Source organism: Acinetobacter pullicarnis, from assembly GCF_006352475.1.
Classification (GTDB): domain Bacteria; phylum Pseudomonadota; class Gammaproteobacteria; order Pseudomonadales; family Moraxellaceae; genus Acinetobacter; species Acinetobacter pullicarnis.
The window spans coordinates 824129-847509 of sequence record NZ_VCMZ01000001.1 but is presented as its reverse complement, the minus strand read 5'-3'; the positions used below and the strand labels follow the sequence as shown (position 1 = coordinate 847509).

Annotated in this window: 18 protein-coding genes, 2 tRNA genes and 3 rRNA genes; 8 read left to right on the top strand and 15 right to left on the bottom strand. The window is 42.5% G+C overall.

The features are described from left to right. Position 1: 1 nt before the first annotated feature. The 3 genes from tsaB to FD716_RS03575 all read right to left on the bottom strand — a co-directional run bounded on the left by tsaB (position 2) and on the right by FD716_RS03575 (position 2122). Positions 2-673 (bottom strand): tRNA (adenosine(37)-N6)-threonylcarbamoyltransferase complex dimerization subunit type 1 TsaB, encoded by a 672-nt coding sequence (gene tsaB / locus FD716_RS03585; protein ID WP_139850991.1) that lies wholly within the window; start codon positions 671-673, stop codon positions 2-4. Between the two features lie 228 nt (positions 674-901). Next, positions 902-1432, bottom strand: a complete 531-nt coding sequence (locus FD716_RS03580; protein ID WP_139850990.1) for a gamma carbonic anhydrase family protein — start codon at positions 1430-1432, stop codon at positions 902-904. Positions 1433-1498: 66 nt separating this feature from the next. Beyond that, positions 1499-2122 carry an NUDIX hydrolase gene (locus tag FD716_RS03575; protein WP_139850989.1) on the bottom strand — a complete coding sequence of 208 codons (624 nt, stop codon included), beginning with the start codon at positions 2120-2122 and terminating at the stop codon, positions 1499-1501. Between the two features lie 129 nt (positions 2123-2251). On the opposite strand from FD716_RS03575, the gene FD716_RS03570 reads away from it, so the two are divergent. Both FD716_RS03570 and pabB read left to right on the top strand, forming a co-directional pair. Beyond that, positions 2252-2800, top strand: coding sequence for an NUDIX hydrolase (locus FD716_RS03570; RefSeq protein WP_139850988.1), 549 nt, complete (start codon positions 2252-2254; stop codon positions 2798-2800). A gap of 133 nt (positions 2801-2933) precedes the next feature. Further along, a complete protein-coding gene (gene pabB, locus FD716_RS03565; protein WP_139850987.1) occupies positions 2934-4286 on the top strand; it encodes an aminodeoxychorismate synthase component I in 1353 nt (450 codons plus the stop codon). 19 nt (positions 4287-4305) lie between these two features. Here pabB and hisC read toward each other — a convergent pair whose 3' ends face one another. From hisC to FD716_RS03530, 7 genes are all read right to left on the bottom strand, one after another. Beyond that, the gene (gene hisC / locus FD716_RS03560; RefSeq protein ID WP_139850986.1) at positions 4306-5394 is read right to left on the bottom strand and encodes a histidinol-phosphate transaminase; all 1089 of its coding nucleotides are present in this window, start codon (positions 5392-5394) and stop codon (positions 4306-4308) included. A gap of 229 nt (positions 5395-5623) precedes the next feature. Further along, on the bottom strand, positions 5624-6925 hold the full coding sequence (hisD, locus tag FD716_RS03555; RefSeq protein WP_139850985.1) for a histidinol dehydrogenase: 1302 nt from the start codon (positions 6923-6925) through the stop codon (positions 5624-5626). Between the two features lie 346 nt (positions 6926-7271). Then, positions 7272-7964, bottom strand: a complete 693-nt coding sequence (gene hisG, locus FD716_RS03550) for an ATP phosphoribosyltransferase (protein WP_139850984.1) — start codon at positions 7962-7964, stop codon at positions 7272-7274. After that, on the bottom strand, positions 7961-9220 hold the full coding sequence (gene murA, locus FD716_RS03545; RefSeq protein WP_139850983.1) for a UDP-N-acetylglucosamine 1-carboxyvinyltransferase: 1260 nt from the start codon (positions 9218-9220) through the stop codon (positions 7961-7963). Before murA ends, hisG begins: the two co-directional genes overlap by 4 nt. Before the next feature lie 6 nt (positions 9221-9226). Continuing rightward, positions 9227-9478, bottom strand: coding sequence for a BolA family iron metabolism protein IbaG (ibaG, locus tag FD716_RS03540; RefSeq protein WP_139850982.1), 252 nt, complete (start codon positions 9476-9478; stop codon positions 9227-9229). Between the two features lie 143 nt (positions 9479-9621). Further along, positions 9622-9954, bottom strand: a complete 333-nt coding sequence (hpf, locus tag FD716_RS03535) for a ribosome hibernation-promoting factor, HPF/YfiA family (RefSeq protein ID WP_139850981.1) — start codon at positions 9952-9954, stop codon at positions 9622-9624. A 171-nt stretch (positions 9955-10125) separates the two neighbouring features. Continuing rightward, complete coding sequence (locus tag FD716_RS03530) at positions 10126-11577, bottom strand: RNA polymerase factor sigma-54 (protein WP_139850980.1); 1452 nt, start codon at positions 11575-11577, stop codon at positions 10126-10128. A gap of 501 nt (positions 11578-12078) precedes the next feature. On the opposite strand from FD716_RS03530, the gene FD716_RS03525 reads away from it, so the two are divergent. From FD716_RS03525 to FD716_RS03505, 5 genes are all read left to right on the top strand, one after another. After that, on the top strand, positions 12079-12978 hold the full coding sequence (locus tag FD716_RS03525) for an amino acid ABC transporter substrate-binding protein (protein WP_139853602.1): 900 nt from the start codon (positions 12079-12081) through the stop codon (positions 12976-12978). A gap of 95 nt (positions 12979-13073) precedes the next feature. Beyond that, positions 13074-13916, top strand: a complete 843-nt coding sequence (locus FD716_RS03520) for an amino acid ABC transporter permease (protein ID WP_139850979.1) — start codon at positions 13074-13076, stop codon at positions 13914-13916. 2 nt (positions 13917-13918) lie between these two features. Continuing rightward, a complete protein-coding gene (locus FD716_RS03515; RefSeq protein ID WP_139850978.1) occupies positions 13919-14596 on the top strand; it encodes an amino acid ABC transporter permease in 678 nt (225 codons plus the stop codon). A gap of 13 nt (positions 14597-14609) precedes the next feature. After that, positions 14610-15353 (top strand): amino acid ABC transporter ATP-binding protein, encoded by a 744-nt coding sequence (locus FD716_RS03510; RefSeq protein WP_139850977.1) that lies wholly within the window; start codon positions 14610-14612, stop codon positions 15351-15353. A gap of 367 nt (positions 15354-15720) precedes the next feature. Next, positions 15721-16362, top strand: a complete 642-nt coding sequence (locus FD716_RS03505; RefSeq protein ID WP_407641913.1) for a transglycosylase SLT domain-containing protein — start codon at positions 15721-15723, stop codon at positions 16360-16362. 110 nt (positions 16363-16472) lie between these two features. Here FD716_RS03505 and rrf read toward each other — a convergent pair. From rrf to FD716_RS03480, 5 genes are all read right to left on the bottom strand, one after another. After that, a 5S ribosomal RNA gene (gene rrf / locus FD716_RS03500) occupies positions 16473-16587 on the bottom strand. 182 nt (positions 16588-16769) lie between these two features. Next, positions 16770-19661 (bottom strand): 23S ribosomal RNA (locus FD716_RS03495). 365 nt (positions 19662-20026) lie between these two features. After that, positions 20027-20102 (bottom strand) — tRNA-Ala (locus FD716_RS03490). A gap of 80 nt (positions 20103-20182) precedes the next feature. Continuing rightward, positions 20183-20259, bottom strand: a tRNA-Ile gene (locus FD716_RS03485). A 96-nt stretch (positions 20260-20355) separates the two neighbouring features. Then, positions 20356-21895, bottom strand: a 16S ribosomal RNA gene (locus FD716_RS03480). The 16S, 23S and 5S rRNA genes sit together here with 2 tRNA genes alongside, the layout of an rRNA operon. 546 nt (positions 21896-22441) lie before the next feature. Between FD716_RS03480 and FD716_RS03475 the strand changes: the two genes are divergently transcribed. Beyond that, complete coding sequence (locus tag FD716_RS03475; RefSeq protein WP_139850976.1) at positions 22442-23368, top strand: MlaA family lipoprotein; 927 nt, start codon at positions 22442-22444, stop codon at positions 23366-23368. The last annotated feature ends 13 nt before the right edge of the window (positions 23369-23381 follow it).

Sequence of the window (23381 nt, the reverse complement as noted above, 5' to 3'; positions counted from 1 at the left end):
CCTAATTTGCAGCTTTACCTTGTTCTGAAAGTTTTTTCCAAGCGTTATCGCGTAAATACACCGGTAATGCATGTTCGGCATCAACCCACTGTTTCTGCTGCGCAAGGAATCCTGCAATCTTTGCAATGTCGAGCGCATTGGCATTGATTTTTTTTGACTGTTCGAGCTCTGGCTGAATCAGCGCAGCCCCAGAACCAACCAAACTATATTTTAGATATTCAGCAGCATCTTGATAATTGAGCATTTTTTCTTGATCAACCGGTTGCATAATTTGCTGTGCATCCAATTGGTAGCTCGCCATATACACTTCTTTCATGCGCGCATCGAGTACCGCTGTGACTTCGGTCAACTGCAATTCTCTAAATGCCGCTTGTGCCAATGCTTGTAAGGTCGAAACAGGAATCACCGGAAGATCATTGGCCCAAGCCAATGCCTGTGTTACAGCTGCATTGATCCGTACCCCACTAAATGAACCAGGCCCACAACTAAAGGCGATTGCCGTAAGCCCAGACAATTCTAATTTTGTCTGCGCAAGCCCTTGTTCAATCATGGGTAAAATCGTCTGCGTTTGTGCTTTTGCACGATCATCTTGTTGAAAAAATAGTGTCGTTGTTGGATCAACAATTGAAACCGAGCACTGCTCATTGGCAGTTTCCAATGCCAGCAATTTCATGCACAACTCATCGTAGCTAAAAATGGCTTCATTCTACTCCACTCATCTCGATATCGCGATGAAAATATCAGTCAGCATACAAAGATGCTGAGACCTTTTCTGTCCTCAGCGCTTATCTACAATTTATCGTTATTTTTTCAATTGAATGCCGTGCTCAAATCAATGTCTGGAACCCGCCCATCCACTGAATTTTACATTTTAAAAGTATGTGATTTTTTCGGCCTATGCCTAAAACTGATGCACTTCTAAATCGGTAAAATTTTGAAAATGCTCAGCATAATGCAAGGCACTCATTTTAAGCTTTAATTCGGCATCTGCATCTAGCAGACGGATCACTTTGGCGGGTGAGCCAACGACTAAGGCGTTGTCTGGAATAACTTTTCCTTCAGGAACCAAAGCATTGGCACCAATAATACAGTTCTTACCAATTACTGCATTGTTTAAGATAACTGCGTTAATCCCGATCAAACTATTATCGCCAATACTGCAACCATGTAAGGTGGCTTGATGACCAATCGTGACATAGTCACCGATATTTAAATCAATCCCTGCATCGGTATGCAAAACAGCATTTTCTTGCACATTACTAAAGTTTCCAATGCGAATCGGACTATTATCCGCACGAACCACTGCACCAAACCAAATACTAACTTTTTGTCCCAATTCAACTTGACCAATCACAGTCGCATTATCGGCAATCCAACCATCCCAAGGCTGGGTACGTACTGTTGGTGCATGACCCTTAAATTTGTACATCATAAAATAACGTCCTAATTATCTTTTCTAAAATAGCTTGATGGCATTTGGCAGAATAGAAGTTGCGCTTTATTTCTGCCGAAAGCGATCTAAATATTGTGCTTTAAAGGCTGGAGAGTTAAGCAAAAATGGCCAATGTTTATCGACATTTAACCCATATTGAAACAGTGAAATTAAAATACGGGCGGTTAAGCCCCAAATCACTTCGTTATCAATATGCAAACTAGGAAAGTAAACCGATTGTCTGGCCAAGCGGACTTCATGTGGTGTGGGTTGTGTGGAGATTAAATCTCTTAATGAAGCAAAAAATATTCGATCAATTTCACTGGGTTGTGCCAACAATTCAACCTGAGGAGGAATCAACCCAACCACCGGTTTAACCGTAATACCATTTTTGGCCTTTTGCATCGGCAAGTCACCCAGTAACTTAACGTCAAAAGGGCTTAATGCAGTTTCTTCCCAAGCTTCACGTAATGCGACACCAATATTGCTTAGATCGCTTGGATCTCGTTTTCCGCCTGGAAATGAGACCTCACCTGCATGACTGTTTAAATATAAAGATCGACGCGTTAACAACACCTTAGGATCATCTTCCTCGGTAATCGCGATTAATACTGCAGCATGAGCAGGCTGAGTACGTTTGGCAAAACGTAAGCGTTGCTCGAGTAACTGCGTTAGCATTTGATCCGGCATATTATTTCAGTTCGTTCTCTAATTGTTGTTGATTTCATCATATCGTAAATGTCACAGATAAAGCTAGAAATGATGCTTAACTTAAAAAATTCAGTTATGCTGAGTCATCGCTAATTTTCCTTGAAGCTTATGAGTTTCTGTACTGCATGTGGGCATTTAACACAAGATAAAGTTCCATTGGGTGACCACCAAATTCGTCAAGTCTGTGTCAACTGCGACACAATTCATTACGTCAATCCCAAAGTCATCTGTGGTGCGTTGGCGATTTGGCAAGACAAAGTTTTATTGTGTCGTCGCGCAATTGAACCACGTTACGGTCTATGGACCCTGCCCGCGGGCTACATGGAATTATTTGAAACCATGGAGCAAGGTTCTGCACGTGAAACACGTGAAGAAGCAGAAGCAGAAGTTGATATCGAACATCTGTACTGCATGTACAATATTCCACGCATTGGCCAAATTTATGTGCTCTTTAAGGCACAGCTCATTGATGGGAAATTTGGAGCTGGTGAGGAAACCATTGAATCAAAATTATTTGCAGAACATGAAATTCCGTGGGAGCAACTGGCCTTTCCAAGCGTCGAGCGCACACTCAGACATTATTTTGCAGATAAAAAACAGCAAGACTATCCACTGCATTTAGAAACCTTAGGTTCGCGACTCGACCACACAGGCTAAATATCAAGCAAAAAATCCATTCAAGCTGATCGATTGCCTAGCAAAAGATCAGCTTAAGCGACAAAGCCGATTTAGCCTGTAGCCCAATGGCAATCTATAGTAAAATCAACAAAATCCCTATTTGTTCGCTGTAATGTTAAATCCTTTAATTTTCAAAAAAGTATTCACGACTTCAACTGATCATGTTGCCGAGTTGCTCAAAACGTTAAAGTCATTTTTCGGATGTGTTTACTTAGAAAATCACCATTCCCCAGTCATTGCTTGCCTGCCCACCCAGTATTGGCAATCGGATGAACAAACAATAAAAACCTATATCCGAACCGACTTACAGTACGAGCAACATACCAATACGACGACAGATTTAAGCCAGAACTTTCAGTTCAGTCATGCCGCTACACAACGTGATGTAGCAGGCTTTCACGGCGGTTATATCGGTTTTATTGACTACAATTATGCGGCAAATCAAAATATTCACGTTAAAAACTTAGCTCAACCGCAGTTTTATATCGGTTGTTATCGTAGCTATATCAAACGTGAACAGCAGCAATGGGTTTTTTATAGTGATGAAGCCGATGCAGAACAGATTTATGATTTGATCCAATCTCGTTTAACCGCAGAGCCACACCAACCAAGTTTCCGCTTAACCACGCCTTGCCAAGCACTTTGGTCAAAGTCTCAATATCAATCTGCTTTTCAACGCGTACACGCCTATATTCGCGCGGGTGACTGTTATCAGATTAATCTCACGCAAAAGTTTGCAGCAACTGCAGTGGGGGATTTACTTGAAACCGCAGAGCAACTGTGGCAACTGACCGATGCACCCTATGCGGCCTACTTAAATATTGAACAATTTGAGCTACTGAGCTGTTCACCAGAATTGTTCATTGAATTTGGTCCAAATCGCACACTGATCACCAAACCAATTAAAGGTACGATGCCACGGTATGCCGACCCTATTTTAGATGCACAATCTAAACAGCAATTGATCGACTCAAAAAAAGACCAAGCCGAAAATGTCATGATTGTCGATTTACTGCGTAATGACCTCAGTGTTTATGCCGAAGTCGGTTCAGTCAAAACCCCTAAACTATTTCAAATTGAGTCCTTTAACCAAGTTCATCATATGGTGAGTGAGGTTCGTGCCACGCTTAAAGCGAATGTGAACCCCTTTGATTTGCTCATGTCAGCATTACCTGGTGGCTCAATTACCGGTGCGCCCAAAATCCGTGCCATGCAAATTATTGAAGAACTTGAAGTTGCCCCGCGTGGTGCCTATTGTGGCACAGTCGGCTATTTTAATTTTGATGGTACTGGCAGCTGGAATATCCTGATTCGTAGTATTCAAAAATACCAAGATCAAGTCAGCCTCTGGGCTGGTGGTGGAATTACCATTGCTTCGGATTGTGATGCGGAATATCAGGAATGTTTTGATAAAGTCTCTGCCATGTTGAATTTGCTCAATACATGGCAGAACCCTAAACCTTAAAGGCAGTAACCTATTAAAACTAAGCTAAAAGCGCTTTCAAGGTGTCCAAGAGGCGCTGATTTTGCGCTTCGGTACCGACAGTAATTCTTAAGAATTGATTGATGCGTGGCATATTAAAATAGCGCACCAAAATCCCATGGCCACGCAAGGCCTGTGCCAGCTCACCAGCATCATGACTTGCTAAGCTGGCAAATAAGAAATTGGCTTTTGACGGTAAAACTCGAAAGCCTAACGCTTCAAGTCCTGTTGCAAGTTGCTCACGACAGGCAATCACTTTTTGGCATTGCGCTTCAAAATAAGCCTGATCTTCAAATGATGCAACAGCAGCAGCAATCGCGAAACGATCAATTGGGTAAGAGTTAAAGCTATTTTTGACGGCTTCAAGTGCCGCAATCAAATGTGGTTGTGCAATTGCAAAACCAACGCGCAACCCAGCCAACGAACGTGACTTCGATGTGGTTTGACACACCACCAGATTGTCATAACGCGCAACCAAGCTGACTGCTGATTCAGCGCCAAAATCGACATAGGCCTCATCAATCACCACAACACGATTTGGATTGGCTTGAAGCATTTTCTCTATTGCACTTAAGCCCAACGCAATACTGGTTGGCGCATTCGGATTGGCAATGATAATCCCACCATTCGGCTGTTGATAGTCTGCAACATCAATTTCAAACTGTGCATTGAGCGGAATTTTGCGCGTTTCAATTTCAAAGAACTGGCTGTATACCGGATAAAAACTATAACTAATATCTGGATGCAACACAGGCAAATCTTGCACAAAAAATGCTTTAAAAATATGCGCCAGAACTTCATCCGAGCCATTGCCCACAAATACTTGTTGGGTATCCACATGCAGTTGATTGGCAATAGCTTGCTTTAATTCACTGGCATCCGGATCTGGGTATAAACGCAATACATCCGCAGCATTCGCAAGGACTGACTGTACCGCCTGCACCACTTTTTCAGAAGGTGGATACGGATTTTCATTGGTATTGAGTTTTAAAAGATTTTGAATTTTCGGTTGTTCACCCGGCACATACGGCTCTAAGGCACGTACCGAAGGACTCCAAAAACGCATTTGTTCAGTACTGACTGTAGACATAACTTTTACTCTTTATGCTCATTCCCTAAGCCCGCTCCTAATCAGGAGTAGCTGATGAGAAATTATTCATTTATGTGCCTAGCCCTCTCAATTTAAGCAGCTTGTATGCTTAGCCCTCTCCTTTTAAGCAGCTTGTGCCGCTTTTAGCCCTCTCCTTTTAGGAGAGGGTTGGGAGAGGTATTAAATCACTTCTTTTAGGAGAGGCAGCGCTGATAAACCTGTGGTTAAATTACTGATAACGATAACGTGCTGATCTTGCATGTGCATCTAAGTCTTCTTGTTGCGCTAAAATATCAGCTGTTTTTGCCAATGTTTTGACGCCTTGCTCAGAACACATAATCAAACTCGAACGCTTCTGAAAATCATAGACACCCAAGGGTGAAGAAAAACGCGCAGTACCCGAGGTCGGCAAGACGTGATTTGGTCCTGCACAATAATCACCAATCGCTTCAGGGGTATAACGCCCCATGAAAATCGCACCAGCATGACGGATATCTGCTGACATCTCGGCAGCATCATCGAGGCAAAGTTCCAGATGTTCTGGTGCAACTTGATTAATTAAATCAATTGCTTCCTGACGATCTTTCACTAAAACCAAAGCACCACGATTGGCTATTGAGGTTCTCGCAATTTCCGCTTTCGGTAAGGCTTGCAAATGTGCTTCAATTGCTGCAGCAACAGCATTGAGCAATTGCTCATCTGGGCTAATAAAAATTGCCTGTGCCACAGTATCGTGTTCTGCTTGTGACAATACATCCATCGCCAACCATTCAGGGTTATTCTCCCCTTCAGCGTAAACCAAAATTTCTGATGGCCCAGCAATCATATCAATGCCGACTTGTCCAAAGACTGCGCGTTTAGCCGCAGCCACAAAACGGTTGCCCGGCCCTGTAATTTTATCAACGGCTGGAATGGTTGCGGTTCCATAAGCCAATGCAGCAACGGCTTGTGCACCACCAATGGTAAAGACACGATGTACACCAGCCAAATGTGCGGCTGCAAGCACCAACGGATTTAACTCACCATTCGGTGCAGGTACCACCATAATAATTTCAGTCACACCCGCCACATGCGCAGGAATTGCATTCATTAACACCGAAGATGGGTATGATGCTAAACCGCCTGGCACATAGATTCCTACGCGGTCTAGTGGGGTTACTTTCTGACCCAAGGTATTGCCGAGCGCATCGACATAAGTCCAGCCATCTTGTTTTTGTCTTTGATGAAACTCACGAATACGAGTTGCAGCGAGTTCGAGTGCTGCGCGTACTTCCGTATTTAGGCCATCAAAGGCAGCTTTTAATTGTGCTTGTGACAACTCTAAGTCTGAGAAATGATGCGCGGGATGTCGATCGAACTGTTGTGTGAGTTTAAGCACATGAGCATCACCATGCTGACGAACATCAGCAATGATTTGGTCAACGGTTTTTATAAGTTCAGGATCACTCACGGTTTCAAAAGCCAACAAATCGGCAAAGACTTGTTTAAAGTTTTGATCTTGAGTCGATAAACGTCGCATCAATTTACCCACTAGATAGAAAGGAAAGGCTTAGTTTACCTTGTTTCTTGGCCAAAGTGGGCATGATTGAAGCAAGATTACGCGCATAATTTTGCTGTAATCTTAAACAGATTCAAAAGCTTTGAAAATTATTTGATGAACTTAAAAGATGAGAGTTCTCGCAATCTTTATTATTTTTTAAGCAACAGCTTTAATCGCAGTTCAATAGAGTGTTAGAGGTCTAACTGTTTATTTTAAGAAAAGAAGTCGAAGTTTACTGAATGCTCAATGGTGGTAATGCCACTCAGCCGATGCCGGTTTAGATTAAACTAAACGGCATCAGCCAAGCGCAATACAAGTACCACTATCAAAAAAGATATTAGCCTTGTTGACGTTGTTCTACTGCGGTTTCAAGCTGTGCCAAAATTGGATTGAGCAATGCTTGTTTACGTTTAAAACTGGCTTTATTCACAATTAAGCGTGAAGATACGGTACAAATTTCTTCCAATGGCTCTAAACCATTGGCACGTAATGTATTCCCAGTATCTACAACGTCAACAATATAATCACCAAGACCCACCAATGGGGCCAACTCCATAGAACCATAGAGTTTAATCACATCAACTTGTTCACCGAGGCTGGCATAATATTGACGCGTCAGATTGACATACTTGGTAGCAATTTTTAAACGACCTTTAGGGCGCTGCATGCCAACCTTACCTGCTGTCATTAATTTACAGTTGGCGATTTTAAGATCTAAAGGTTCATAGACATTTTGAGCGCCATGTTCCATTAATACATCTTTACCTGCCACACCTAAATCTGCAGCACCATTTTCCACATACGTTGGCACGTCTGAAGCACGCAAAATTAAAATGCGAACTTGTTTATGCGTCGTTGGGAAAATCAATTTGCGTGATTTATCTGGATCTTCCAGTAAATTAATGCCTGCCGTTTCAAGCAAAGGTAAGGTCTCTTTTAAAATACGCCCCTTACTCAATGCCAAAGTTAAACCATGATCAAAATTTCCCATTACATCGAAATTTGGATCATCGTTTCTAATGTCACTCATGAACTTACTCGCTTAATTTGCGCCCCTAAACTTTGTAATTTTGCTTCAATATTTTCATAACCGCGATCAATATGATAAATCCGGTCAATCAATGTTTCGCCCTCAGCTGCCAATGCGGCTAAAACCAAAGAAAATGAAGCACGTAAATCTGTTGCCATCACGGGTGCGGCAGATAGCTTCTCAACACCAGTGACCACAGCATCATTGCCTTCAACCTGAATATTTGCCCCCATACGTGACAATTCAGGAACATGCATAAAACGATTTTCAAAAATCGTTTCTGAAATCGTTGCAAAACCACGACCAATCACATTGACTGCCATCAATTGTGCTTGCATATCAGTTGGAAACTCAGGATGTGGCAGGGTCTGAAAACTCACAGCTTTCGGGCGTTTACCTGTCATATCCAGTTCAATCCAATCATCACCACGGGTCACTTCCGCGCCCATTTCCTCGAATTTATCGAGTACAGCTTCAAGCAAGTTTGGATCAGTATGCGTGGTTTTAATTCGACCACCAGTAATCGCAGCAGCAGCCAAGTAAGAACCTGTTTCGATACGATCTGCAACGACAGCATATTCACAGCCATGCAAACTTTCCACCCCAGTGACCACCAATGTATCGGTATCTAGGCCTTCAATTTTTGCGCCCATTTTAATCAACATGAGTGCAAGATCGGTAATTTCAGGTTCGCGTGCAGCATTGCGAATGGTGGTTACACCCTCTGCAAGTACCGCAGCCATCAGAATATTTTCTGTACCGCCCACTGTCACCATATCAAAAACGACTTCGCCACCTTTTAAGCGACCATCGACTTTGGCATGTACATAGCCGGCTTCCACTTCAATTTGTGCACCTAAAGCTTCAAGCGCTTTTAAATGTTGATCCACTGGACGCGAGCCAATTGCACAACCGCCTGGCAAAGACACTTGTGCACTTCCATAACGTGCCAATAATGGCCCAAGCACTAAGATAGACGCACGCATGGTTCTGACCAATTCATAAGGTGCGAACTGATTATCCAAAGTGGATGTATCTGCAATAACGGTATCACCCTCATACTGCATACTCACCCCTAAGCCTGCGATGAGTTTTACCAATGTATTCACATCTTTAAGTTTAGGAACATTGCGTAAGGTAATTGGTGAGTCTGCTAAGATCATGGCTGCAAGCAACGGTAAAGCTGCATTTTTTGCCCCAGAAATTCGCACTTCACCCTGAAGCACGGCTCCACCTGTAATTAAAAATTTATCCATGTACGCCTAAGCTCCAAATAGACTAGCTTTACGCCATTCTTCTTTTGTCATTGCACGAATAGTCACTGCATGAACTTCCCCACTTGCAATATAAGAATTGAGTGGTGCATATACTGCTTGTTGACGAGCGACCGTTCTTTTTTCTTCGAATTGATCGTCGATAATACGGAGTTCAAATTTTCCTGCTTGCCCACTCACAGTCACTTCAGCTTCTGGGAAAGCTGTTTTTAAAATTTCAGTGAGTTGTTCACTATTCATTGCAAAGACCTCTCATCGAAGCGACGATGTAAAACTGTCTATTTTACTCAACTCACCGCAACAATACATTACTTAGTACAAATTTATTGATAATAAAAAAGAGGTTTTTAAAACCTCTTTTTCTGCTAAAAACCAGATATAAATTAAGGTTGAATCAAAACAGCATTCAGCTGCATTTCACGATGACGATGAAGCTGTCTTTTAATTTTCTCAATCATTCTCTTAATTGAAGTATACATGTCATCAGCCGAGGCTTGGGCGAAAAGTTCAATGCCAGGCAACCGTATAATTGCCTCTGCGATATGATTCTCACTGCCTTTTTTTGAACGCTTGTCGACCTGATGATCCTTGCTTAACTTCACTTGCATACTATTGACTTGATCGATATGCATCGTCATTTGTGCAAGTTTAATTCGAATATTTTCTTCAATGGCTGGAGTAATTGTTAAATGATGCCCACGGATAGTAATTTGCATAATTTATCCCTCTCCTTTGAGGTATGACCAGTCATAGCTAAAACGATTGCATGACAGAATTGATGATGGATAAATTCTGTAAACTTTTCATGTGATCATTTCAGCTACTCCAAATTAAAAGAATTCATTATTTCGTCATAATGAACAGCTAGAATAGCCATACTTTGAAAGTTAGATCAAGACTTTTCTATCAGAGGATGATGGAATATGTAATGATTCACGATATTTCGCTACAGTTCTGCGCGCCACCTCAATCCCATCTTGTTTCAGCAGGTTTGCAATACTGTTATCTGACAAGGGTTTGCATGGATTTTCCTCAGCAACAATCTTTTTGATTTTGGCTCGAATCGCAGTCGATGAAACCTCCCCCCCTGACGTGGTTCCCACATGGCTCGAAAAGAAGTATTTCAATTCAAATAAACCACGCGGTGTCAGCAAATATTTATTGGTGGTGACACGTGAAACCGTTGACTCATGTAACTCAACTTCATCGGCAATATCGCGAAGTACCAGTGGAACCATTCCTTCAGCACCAATATCTAAAAATTTCCGTTGATGTTGCACAATACAACTGGCAACCTTTAACAAGGTTTTATGCCGTTCATCTATACTTTTAATAAAGTTTTTTGCATCAAGCATTTGATTACGCAAATATTGATTGTCTTCACTCTGATCTGCTCTACGAATCATTCCTGCATAAAATGGATTAACTTTGAGTTTGGGAATCACATCTGGATTCAATTGCACATGCCAAGCCTCTTCTTTTTTAGAGACCACGACATCTGGAATTTGATAATCCATCTCCTTTGATTCAAAAGGAATTCCTGGATAAGGCGTCAAACCTTTCAATAACTCAACAGCAGATTTAAGCTGCGTTGTGTTTAAGCCGCTCTGTTTTAATAGCCGATTTAAATCATTCGCAATAAAAAGTTCATAATACTTCAGCAAAGCCAAAGCATCTGCTCGAAAGGCTGTTTCAGTCGGTAGTATCTCAAGTTGTAATGTCAAACATTCCACCAGACTTCTTGCACCGACGCCAACAGGATCAAGTCGTTGAATGTACTTTAATACAACCAAAACCTCATCTTCTTCCACTTCATCGACATAGTCCATTTGCCTTAATAAATGCTGCACGGACTCTAAGATTTCGGTGACCTCAACAGCCAGAAAACCTTTGTCATCTAAAGCATCTACAATGCAGTAAGCAATCAACTTATCAATCGAAGAAAAATGCAATAGATTCACTTGGCTGAGCATATGCTCTTTTAAGGTCCCTTGCGCTTGCCGATTATCTTCGCGCTCTTCATATTCAGGGCGTTCCGCACTTGTCGGTTGATAGCTATAAATATCATCCCACTCAACATCAACAGGAAGTTCTGTGGGTAAATGATCTGCATTTAATGCATCAGAAAGCTCTCGTTCCGAGACCTCTTGTTGGACTTGTTCTGGTTGTTCTTGTCCATGCTCTTCTTCTATTTTTTCAAGCAGTGGATTAGTTTCAAGTTGTAATTGTACTTCTTGCTCAAGCTCTAGGCTAGAAAGTTGAAGTAGGCGAATTGCTTGTTGCAATTGCGGAGTAAGCGATAATGAATTTGCAACTTTTAATCCTACTGATAACTTCATAGCCACATCCCTTTTCCAGTCGCACCACCCTAAGCAAGAAATATGCCTAGTCTTTGTTTATAACACAGGAAAATTAGCCTCGATATACCATGTTTATATTATTTTATTAAAAAATGCATAAAAAATATTAACATGGTATATTTTTTATGCGATGAGCTCATTTATTAAATAATACCTGCAATGTTCTATTGGTCATCCGAGTTTACTTCTCTGATGGCATACCAACATCAAGTATCTAAATATATGGTTAAGGTTTATAAGCTGAAATAAATAGCTCTGAGACTATTTTATTTGTTTTTTTAAAATAGAATACAGCTGTCACAACCGTGATATGAAGCATTGTGATTTTGATTAAAGCTTTTTTAATCCTAGTCAAATTGAACAATATAAAAATGCATCATGTTTGAAGGATCAAGCGTGATGACCAAGGGATCTCCCCTGAATAATGGAAGCAACCTGATTCAAGCATCTGCTTGTCATCTTAAAAAACGGAATCTACAAATGAAAAACAACAGTAAAAAAGTATTTAGTATCGCCCTTGGTCTACTCATTGCTGGCGGAACTTTATCTGAGGTTCATGCAGCAGATACCCTAGCTAAGATCAAAAAATCTGGAAAAGTCATTATTGGTTACCGTGAATCTTCGGACCCCATTTCCTATGTTGTAGCTGGAAAACCAATGGGTTATGCAGTTGATATCTGTAATAACTTTGCCAATCAATTGAAAAAAGACCTGAAAATGCCAAATTTGAAGGTTGAATATAAAGCCGTTACCTCTTCTACACGTATTCCAGAAATGCTTGCTGGAAATATTGATATGGAATGTGGTACGACCACCAACTCGATTCAACGCCAACAACAAGTAAGCTTTTCAACGAGCTACTATACAACCGAAGTCCGTATGGCCGTCAAAGCCAATGCCCCAATCACCAGCATTGCCAATCTAAATGGTAAAGCCGTGGTCACGACACAAGGGACGACTTCAGACAAATACATCAAAATGAATGAAAAAGGGCAAAACATTACAGTCAATAATGTCTACGGAAAAGACCACTCAGACTCATTTGCAATGATGGCATCCGGTCGCGCAGCTGCATTTGTGATGGATGACAATATTTTAGCAGGCTTAATTGCGAAGTCTTCAAATCCAAAGGATTTTAAAATCGTAGGCCCTGTTCTTTCTTCAGAACCCTACGGCATTATGTTGCCAAAAGATGATCCTGCCTTTAAAGCCATTGCTGACCGAGTTGTTACCAACATGTGGAAAAGTGGACAAATGGCAACACTCTACAAAAAATGGTTCCAATCACCAATCGCACCGAAGAATATCAATATGAACATGCCAATGAGTTCATCTTATTTAAAATTGAAAGCCAGCCCGAATGACATTGGCCTAAAGTAAAAGCCGCTCAACACCTAACACATTGATCTAAGCTATTGAAAATAAGTCAATGGCTTAGATTCTGCACACTGATCAAAAAATAATAAGGAGCACACATGTCTGTTGGCTCATTGAACTGGACTGCATATTGTTTGCCCTCCAATGAATATAATTTAGACAAAGCAGCTTGGGCCGAATCCATTTGCCAAACGATTGGCGGTGCAAGTTATTCACCTGTTGCCGATGCCCCAACGTGGCTACAAATGTTAGGCACCGGTGTATGGACCATGCTCTGGACATCTATCGCTGCTTTTTTTGTTGCGCTAGTTCTAGGCTCATTAATTGGTATTATCCGAACAGTACCCAATAAATATATTGCATTCATTGGGACCTGTTATGTCGAATTATTTCGAAATATTCCTTTAATTGTACAGCTTTTTTTCTGGGCTTTTGTTTTCCCAGAACTCCTCCCGCTGAGCTTAAGTACGGGAAGTGGTGAAATTGTTAACGGTGGCTGGTGGCAAAACATTTTAAATGACAATCCAGCAGTAATTGGGGTGTTTGCCCTTGGACTCTATACCGCTGCACGTATTGCAGAACAAGTCCGTGCTGGAATCGAAACTATTTCGCGTGGTCAAAAAAATGCAGCTTTTGCAATTGGTTTAACCCAAAGCCAGAGTTATCGCTATGTCATTCTTCCTGTTGCTTATCGGATTGTATGGCCAACCCTAACCTCCGAAGCAATGAATGTATTTAAAAACTCGGCCGTTCTTTACGCTCTTAGTGTCCTTAATTTCTTCGCCTACACCAAAACCATGCGAGAAGAAACCTCTCAGGACATTGTGATCTTAATTCTATCTACTCCAGTTTATTTAATTATTACCTATTGCATTAAATTCCTTATGGCTTGGATAGAAAGACGAATGTCTGTCCCTGGACTTGGCTCAGGGAGGGAATAATTATGGATTTTAGCGTCTTACAAAACCCCGATGTAATAAGCACCCTCATCAGCGGTTTTAAATTTACTGCGACAGTTACCATTTTATCTGTAATTGGTGGCATCTTGATTGGTACACCATTGGCGATGATGCGACTTTCCAACAGTAAAACTGCAAGCAACTTCGCAAAGCTCTATGTCGATTTCTTCCGTGGTGTACCACTGATTCAAGTCATTTTTATCTTCTACTTTTTACTGCCAAAGTTCTTTGATTTTCAATCAGATACCTATTATGGCCCACTCTTCTCGAGTGTCGTTACATTTGCAATTTTTGAAGCTGCTTTTTTCTCTGAAATTGTTCGCTCTGGGATTCAATCTGTCTCAAAAGGTCAAGCCAATGCAGGCTATGCACTTGGATTTACCTATGCACAGACCATGCGTAGCGTCATCTTGCCTCAAGCATTTCGTAACATGTTGCCGATCTTGCTTACCCAATCCATTGTGCTATTCCAAGATGTCTCTTTGGTTTATGTGATTAGTGCACCAGACTTCCTTGGCAATGCCAACACATTGGCCAATACATATGGTTCAGAAACCAAAGCAACCTTCTATTTAGTTGTTGCCATTGTTTATTTCTGTATTTCCTTTGCGCTCTCACGCTTAGTGAAGCAATTAAATCAAAAAATCGCCATTATTCGTTAACTGGAGAATCAATATGCCAATGATAGAAATACAACATATCTCAAAATGGTACGGAGATTTTCAAGTATTAAACGACTGTACCACCAGCATTGAAAAAGGTGAGGTTGTTGTCGTTTGCGGACCTTCGGGTTCTGGAAAATCCACACTGATTAAAACAGTTAATGCGCTCGAACCTTTTCAAGAAGGCAATATTGTTGTTAATGGGACTGTGCTTAAAGATCCTAAAACGAATTTAGCGCAATTCCGCTCACATGTCGGTATGGTCTTTCAACATTTTGAGTTGTTTCCACACATGACCGTGCTCGACAACTTAATGATTGGCCAAGTTAAAGTTCTTCAGCGCTCGAACAGTGAGGCCAAGCAGAAAGCACTCCAATATTTAGAGCGTGTTGGACTCGCTTCGCATAAAGATAAATTCCCAGGCCAATTGTCTGGTGGCCAACAGCAACGTGTCGCAATCGCGCGCGGTCTATGTATGGACCCTGTTTGCATGTTATTTGATGAACCAACCTCTGCACTTGATCCTGAAATGGTCGGTGAAGTTCTAGAAGTCATGACTCAATTGGCTCAAGAAGGAATGACAATGATGTGCGTCACTCACGAAATGGGCTTTGCTCGTAAAGTATCTAATCGCGTTATTTTCATGGATCAAGGAAAAATTTTGGAAGACTGTTCAACCAAAGCTTTTTTTGAACATCCTGAACAGCGCCATGAACGTACACAGCACTTCTTAGATAAAATTTCAATGGTTCATTAAGGCTCTACCAACTCAGGGCTCTTGTTTTATGAATAGCTGAGACTTAAATTCACGACTGAATCATGTAAAACAACCGCAGTAAGTTTTCTCTTATTGCGGTTCACTCATCTGAAAACTTAGCTATTGTCTTTAATTTTTCAGATAAATGGTCAAAATTAAATGCCATTAAGAATTGATTTACTTCATGTTTAATTGAGCTGTATTTAAATATATTAATTTATGGAAAGGTTATCAGCCTTCTGCCTTTGACCATGCATATATCACTATCTAATATAAATCTCTCAAGATTTAGCATTGGTATATTATTTTGTCAATTTCGAAGTTCACTTCTTTAAAGCACCATTGTCATTTTTATAAACCTTTTTTCTTGATTAATATAAGTACAATTGTTTTGAGTAGTTATTTGCTAAATGCTTGTACTACGACATCAACATCTCGTCCGCCACTGATTCATACCAACTCCTCCCCTCCCTCAGTAACAACAACTCAATTCACACGTATAAAGCATTTATCTGCAGGTTTACAAAAAGCCTTTTCCGTTCCAATGCATACAGCAAATCGATTGTCTCCAATCATTATCCAAAGTGCCGACCGTCACGGTATTTCACCTTTTTTAATTGCAGCAATGATACAACAAGAATCAAGTTACCGAAGTAGTGTTGTTTCTTCAGCAGGTGCAGTAGGTTTAACTCAAGTTATGCCTCAATATTGGCAAAATAAATGTAATGGTGATCTTTATAATGAGCACATCAATATCCAATGTGGTAGTTTTATTTTATCTAAATACAATGAGCAAGCAGGAAACTGGTCAAAAGCCTTAGCCTATTATAATGTTGGCCCTTATGGTTATCAGTCGAATAGTAGAATGCGTCAACAAGGACTTAAATATGCAAAATCTGTTGAACAACATCATAAAAATTTAATTAATGCCTTAAACGCAAAACCTGCAGTGGTAAATGAAATACAGAACCCTCAAATTTATTTTTATAATAAGCCAATTGCTCAATAACCCCGTCATTCATTCGCTTCACTTTGGCACTTCCACGTTTTTTTCCATTTCATTTTCCGTGCATAAAAAAACACCCCAGTCGCTGACTGGGGTGTTTTTAGGAATTAATGAGCTGGCGATGACTTACTCTCACATGGGTAACCCCACACTACCATCAGCGCAAAGAGGTTTCACTTCTGAGTTCGGGAAGGGATCAGGTGGTTCACTCTTGCTATTGTCGCCAGCACAACTGTTTATGGTGATTTCGGGTTTTACGTCGTATTCGACATCCGTACTATCTTAACCAAAAGAGTTATTAACAGAAGGGCTGATTGAGTTGAAATTTTTTGTTTATTTTAGCGGTTTGATTAACTAAATCAAGCGATTTGTCAAAGAATAGATTGCGCATACAACTGCTTGGGTGTTGTATAGTCAAGCCTCACGAGCAATTAGTATTGGTCAGCTTCACATATCGCTATGCTTCCACATCCAACCTATCAACGTCGTAGTCTTCAACGGCTCTTTAGAGGACATAAAGTCCTTGGGAAATCTTATCTTGAGGTAGGCTTCCCGCTTAGATGCTTTCAGCGGTTATCCCTTCCGAACATAGCTACCCGGCGATGCGACTGGCGTCACAACCGGTACACCAGAGGTTCGTCCACTCTGGTCCTCTCGTACTAGGAGCAGATCCTCTCAAATTTCCAGCGCCCACGGTAGATAGGGACCGAACTGTCTCACGACGTTCTAAACCCAGCTCGCGTACCTCTTTAAATGGCGAACAGCCATACCCTTGGGACCTGCTTCAGCCCCAGGATGAGATGAGCCGACATCGAGGTGCCAAACACCGCCGTCGATATGAACTCTTGGGCGGTATCAGCCTGTTATCCCCAGAGTACCTTTTATCCGTTGAGCGATGGCCCTTCCATACAGAACCACCGGATCACTAAGACCTACTTTCGTACCTGCTCGACTTGTTGGTCTCGCAGTTAAGCGCGCTTTTGCCTTTATACTCTACGCGTGATTTCCGACCACGCTGAGCGCACCTTCGTACTCCTCCGTTACTCTTTAGGAGGAGACCGCCCCAGTCAAACTACCCACCAGACATGGTCCTCGTCCCGGATAACGGGACAGAGTTAGAACCTCAATATTACCAGGGTGGTATTTCAAGGATGGCTCCATAGCAACTAGCGTCGCTACTTCAAAGCCTCCCACCTATCCTACACAAGTAAGATCAAAGTTCAATGTCAAGCTGCAGTAAAGGTTCACGGGGTCTTTCCGTCTAGCCGCGGGTACACCGCATCTTCACGGCGATTTCGATTTCACTGAGTCTCTGCTGGAGACAGCGCCCCCATCATTATGCCATTCGTGCAGGTCGGAACTTACCCGACAAGGAATTTCGCTACCTTAGGACCGTTATAGTTACGGCCGCCGTTTACTGGGGCTTCGATCAAGAGCTTCGCTTACGCTAACCCCATCAATTAACCTTCCAGCACCGGGCAGGCATCACACCCTATACGTCCACTTTCGTGTTTGCAGAGTGCTATGTTTTTAATAAACAGTTGCAGGGGCCTGGTTTCTGAGGCTGTCAACCGCTCAAGGAGTAAATCCTATCACCGTCAACAGCGTACCTTCTCCCGAAGTTACGGTACCATTTTGCCTAGTTCCTTCAGCAGAGTTCTCTCAAGCGCTTTGGTCTACTCGACCTGACCACCTGTGTCGGTTTCGGGTACGATTCCTGTGTAACTGAAGCTTAGAGACTTTTCCTGGAAGCAGGGTATCAGCCACTTCGCTAGTAAACTAGCTTGGTATCAGTTCTCAGCATAGAGTACCCCGGATTTGCCTAAGATACATGCCTACAACCTTTCACCTGGACAACCAACGCCAGGCTGACTTAACCTTCTCCGTCCTCTCATCGCATTACACAGAAGTATTGGAATATTAACCAATTTCCCATCGACTACGCCTCTCGGCCTCGCCTTAGGGGTCGACTCACCCAGCCCCGATTAACGTTGGACTGGAACCCTTGGTCTTTCAGCGTGCGAGTTTTTCACTCGCATTGTCGTTACTCACGTCAGCATTCGCACTTCTGATACCTCCAGCATACTTCTCAATACACCTTCATCGGCTTACAGAACGCTCCCCTACCACGCATAATAAATTATGCATCCGCAGCTTCGGCATATAGTTTTAGCCCCGTTACATCTTCCGCGCAGGCCGACTCGACTAGTGAGCTATTACGCTTTCTTTAAAGGGTGGCTGCTTCTAAGCCAACCTCCTAGCTGTCTATGCCTTCCCACATCGTTTCCCACTTAACTATAATTTTGGGGCCTTAGCTGGCGGTCTGGATTGTTTTCCTCTTGACTACGGACGTTAGCACCCGCAGTCTGTCTCCCGGATAGTACTCATTGGTATTCGGAGTTTGCATCGGTTTGGTAAGTCGGGATGACCCCCTAGCCGAAACAGTGCTCTACCCCCAATGGTATTCGTCCGAGGCGCTACCTAAATAGCTTTCGGGGAGAACCAGCTATCACCAAGTTTGATTAGCCTTTCACCCCTATCCACAAGTCATCCCCCGGCTTTTCAACGACGGTGGGTTCGGTCCTCCAGTTAGTGTTACCCAACCTTCAACCTGCTCATGGATAGATCACCTGGTTTCGGGTCTATACCCAGCAACTAAACGCCCTATTAAGACTCGATTTCTCTACGGCTCCCCTATACGGTTAACCTTGCTACTGAATATAAGTCGCTGACCCATTATACAAAAGGTACGCAGTCACCGAACAAGTCGGCTCCCACTGCTTGTATGCATGCGGTTTCAGGATCTATTTCACTCCCCTCACAGGGGTTCTTTTCGCCTTTCCCTCACGGTACTGGTTCACTATCGGTCAGTCAGGAGTATTTAGCCTTGGAGGATGGTCCCCCCATATTCAGACAAGGTTTCACGTGCCTCGCCCTACTCGTCATCATTATGTGTGCCCTTTCGTGTACAGGACTATCACCCACTATGGTTGCACTTCCCAGAGCATTCCACTAAAACACACATAACTTAATGGGCTGATCCGCGTTCGCTCGCCGCTACTGACGGAATCTCAATTGATTTCTTTTCCTAAGGGTACTGAGATGTTTCACTTCCCCTCGTTCGCCTCGTATGACTATGTATTCATCATACGATACCTACCTTATAGTAGGTGGGTTTCCCCATTCAGAAATCTCCGGATCAAAGGATATTTGCCGCCTCCCCGGAGCTTATCGCAGGCTATTACGTCTTTCATCGCCTCTGACTGCCAAGGCATCCACCACATGCACTTAATTACTTGACTATACAACCCCAAACAGTCGTAACCCCTACAAGGAGGGTTAGCAACATTACAGTTTGAAGTACTGTGTATTTAAACACTGTACAGCTTCAATCTATTTTCGTTTTCCAAAACGCTTGATTCAGTTAATTTCTTCGCTAGTACTCATCGTTCCTTTCGAAACAATGAGCTAAAACAATTAATTTCAACTCAAATTTGCCAATCTGTTAATGATTAACTACGCCTTCGTCAGGTCGTAGCAAACTGTGATAAATCACAGAACTTAATAAAATTGATCACCAAGATATGAAGAACAACTTTTACTAAATTCTATAATCTAACTTTGCAGTTAAATTCTTTGTTTCTGATTCCAGAAACCTAACTTTATATGGTGGAGACTAACGGAGTCGAACCGTTGACCTCCTGCGTGCAAGGCAAGCGCTCTACCAACTAAGCTAAGTCCCCAGATAATCTATTCGAGATACTCTATCTTTGCTTCTCATAAGTTCTAAAACATCGTTTTATCACCACACTTAAAAAGTGAATGGTGGGTCTGACGAGACTTGAACTTGTGACCCCACGCTTATCAAGCGTGTGCTCTAACCAACTGAGCTACAGACCCTGAGAAAACCTAAAGCAACGAATCGCTTTAAATCTTTTGCAAGACACAGTTGAAGAACAACTTGTTGTGGATTCTTACCGATCGTCAATCTTTCGTTAAGGAGGTGATCCAGCCGCAGGTTCCCCTACGGCTACCTTGTTACGACTTCACCCCAGTCGTTGGCCACACCGTGGTAAGCGGGCTCCTTACGGTTACCCTACCTACTTCTGGTGCAACAAACTCCCATGGTGTGACGGGCGGTGTGTACAAGGCCCGGGAACGTATTCACCGCGGCATTCTGATCCGCGATTACTAGCGATTCCGACTTCATGGAGTCGAGTTGCAGACTCCAATCCGGACTACGATCGGCTTTTTGAGATTAGCATCCTATCGCTAGGTAGCAACCCTTTGTACCGACCATTGTAGCACGTGTGTAGCCCTGGTCGTAAGGGCCATGATGACTTGACGTCGTCCCCGCCTTCCTCCAGTTTGTCACTGGCAGTATCCTTAAAGTTCCCGGCTTAACCCGCTGGCAAATAAGGAAAAGGGTTGCGCTCGTTGCGGGACTTAACCCAACATCTCACGACACGAGCTGACGACAGCCATGCAGCACCTGTATGTAAGTTCCCGAAGGCACCAATCCATCTCTGGAAAGTTCTTACTATGTCAAGACCAGGTAAGGTTCTTCGCGTTGCATCGAATTAAACCACATGCTCCACCGCTTGTGCGGGCCCCCGTCAATTCATTTGAGTTTTAGTCTTGCGACCGTACTCCCCAGGCGGTCTACTTATCGCGTTAGCTGCGCCACTAAAGCCTCAAAGGCCCCAACGGCTAGTAGACATCGTTTACGGCATGGACTACCAGGGTATCTAATCCTGTTTGCTCCCCATGCTTTCGTACCTCAGCGTCAGTATTAGGCCAGATGGCTGCCTTCGCCATCGGTATTCCTCCAGATCTCTACGCATTTCACCGCTACACCTGGAATTCTACCATCCTCTCCCATACTCTAGCTAACCAGTATCGAATGCAATTCCCAAGTTGAGCTCGGGGATTTCACATCCGACTTAATTAGCCGCCTACGTACGCTTTACGCCCAGTAAATCCGATTAACGCTTGCACCCTCTGTATTACCGCGGCTGCTGGCACAGAGTTAGCCGGTGCTTATTCTGCGAGTAACGTCCACTCACTATAGGTATTATCTATAGGAGCCTCCTCCTCGCTTAAAGTGCTTTACAACCATAAGGCCTTCTTCACACACGCGGCATGGCTGGATCAGGGTTCCCCCCATTGTCCAATATTCCCCACTGCTGCCTCCCGTAGGAGTCTGGGCCGTGTCTCAGTCCCAGTGTGGCGGATCATCCTCTCAGACCCGCTACAGATCGTCGCCTTGGTAGGCCTTTACCCCACCAACTAGCTAATCCGACTTAGGCTCATCTATTAGCGCAAGGTCACAAGTGATCCCCTGCTTTCCCCCGTAGGGCGTATGCGGTATTAGCGTCCCTTTCGAAACGTTGTCCCCCACTAATAGGCAGATTCCTAAGTATTACTCACCCGTCCGCCGCTAGGTCAGGTAGCAAGCTACCTTTCCCCGCTCGACTTGCATGTGTTAAGCCTGCCGCCAGCGTTCAATCTGAGCCATGATCAAACTCTTCAGTTAAAAATCATTAGTAGCTTATGGCTACAAATCTTGGCTCATCAAATAACTGACAAATATTTCTCAAATAAACTTCGAGTAATTTCTACCAATCAATCAATGATAATATTTGATCAATCAACCAGTAAAAATCCACACAAGTTGTTCTTCATAATCTCTTAATGATTTACTTACTGCTTCGTCAGCAGCAAGCTAGGTCGGCTATGTTACTCTCTTTATTTAGAAAGTCAACAAGTAATGTTATTTAATTTAAAGCCCCTATCTGCAATCCAAACACCTTAACTTAAAGCTAAGTGCTTGTTATTCAACAAGTTCTTATTAACATCACCGCCGATGGATGTGCATTATAGGCGAAAAAAAATCGTGCGCAACCCCTAAATTCAACTTTTAAAATCAAGCGTCTCTTTTTTAACCAAAAAGTATTAACATTTAAAAACATTGACCTTATTAGATTTGATACATCATTGTTAAATGCTGCTAGAATAAGCAGGTATTATCTCACCTATAATGCAAAAAACACTTTTAAATCAACTAGATCTAGAGATTCACATGCATCAATTCAATTACTTGTGGGCAACCATGCTTAGTTTAGCTTTTACATCTTCAGTATTTGCTCAAGATGCAACCTCTATTCTGAATAACGTTGAAAATCAAGACACCAACGCTCTTGAAAAAGAAAATAGCAACAGTACGTCTGAAGAAGAAAATATTAAAAGCTCTCGCTTTCAAGCGTTAAAAGAGCTCAAAAACATTCATCTTAGTGATTTAAAAGTAAATGCGAATGCAGCCCAAGCAGATGAGGTTAAAGATCCATTGCAAGGACTCAATCGTGAAATCTATAAATTCAACGACAGCTTAGACCGGAATATTGCCCGACCTTTAGCCGTTCAATACAATGCCAAGGTTCCAGTAGAAACACGAACCTCTTATCGCCTCTTTCGAAAAAACATGCTTGAGCCATGGAATGCAGTCAACCAATTGGTGCAAGGTAGACCCATTCGTGCAGCCAAATCTCTTGGCCGCTTCACCATCAATACATTAACCTCTTTAGGCTTAGCCGATCCTGCACGTAGACTGGGATTGAATACCGAAGAAGAAACCATGGGTAATACTTTAGGATATTACGGTGTTCCAAGTGGACCTTATCTAATGTTACCTATACTCGGACCAAGTACACTAAGAAACTCACTTGACTACGTTACAAATGCCTATGCAACTCCAACCAATCATATTCTCTCAAATAATGATCAATATGGCATAGAATGGTCCAATGCTGCCTTAGGTGGTATTGATTCACGCTCACAATTCTTAGACATAGATGGTTCACTCCGAGGTGACCGCTATGCAGCATTACGTGATATATACCTACAACGCAAGAACTTTGAAATTGCAGAAAAGAAAGGTAATAATGCTGAAGCAATTGGCTTCATCGATGATGATCTAGGTGATGACATTGATGAAGATCAAATAAATTAACGTATTGCTCATC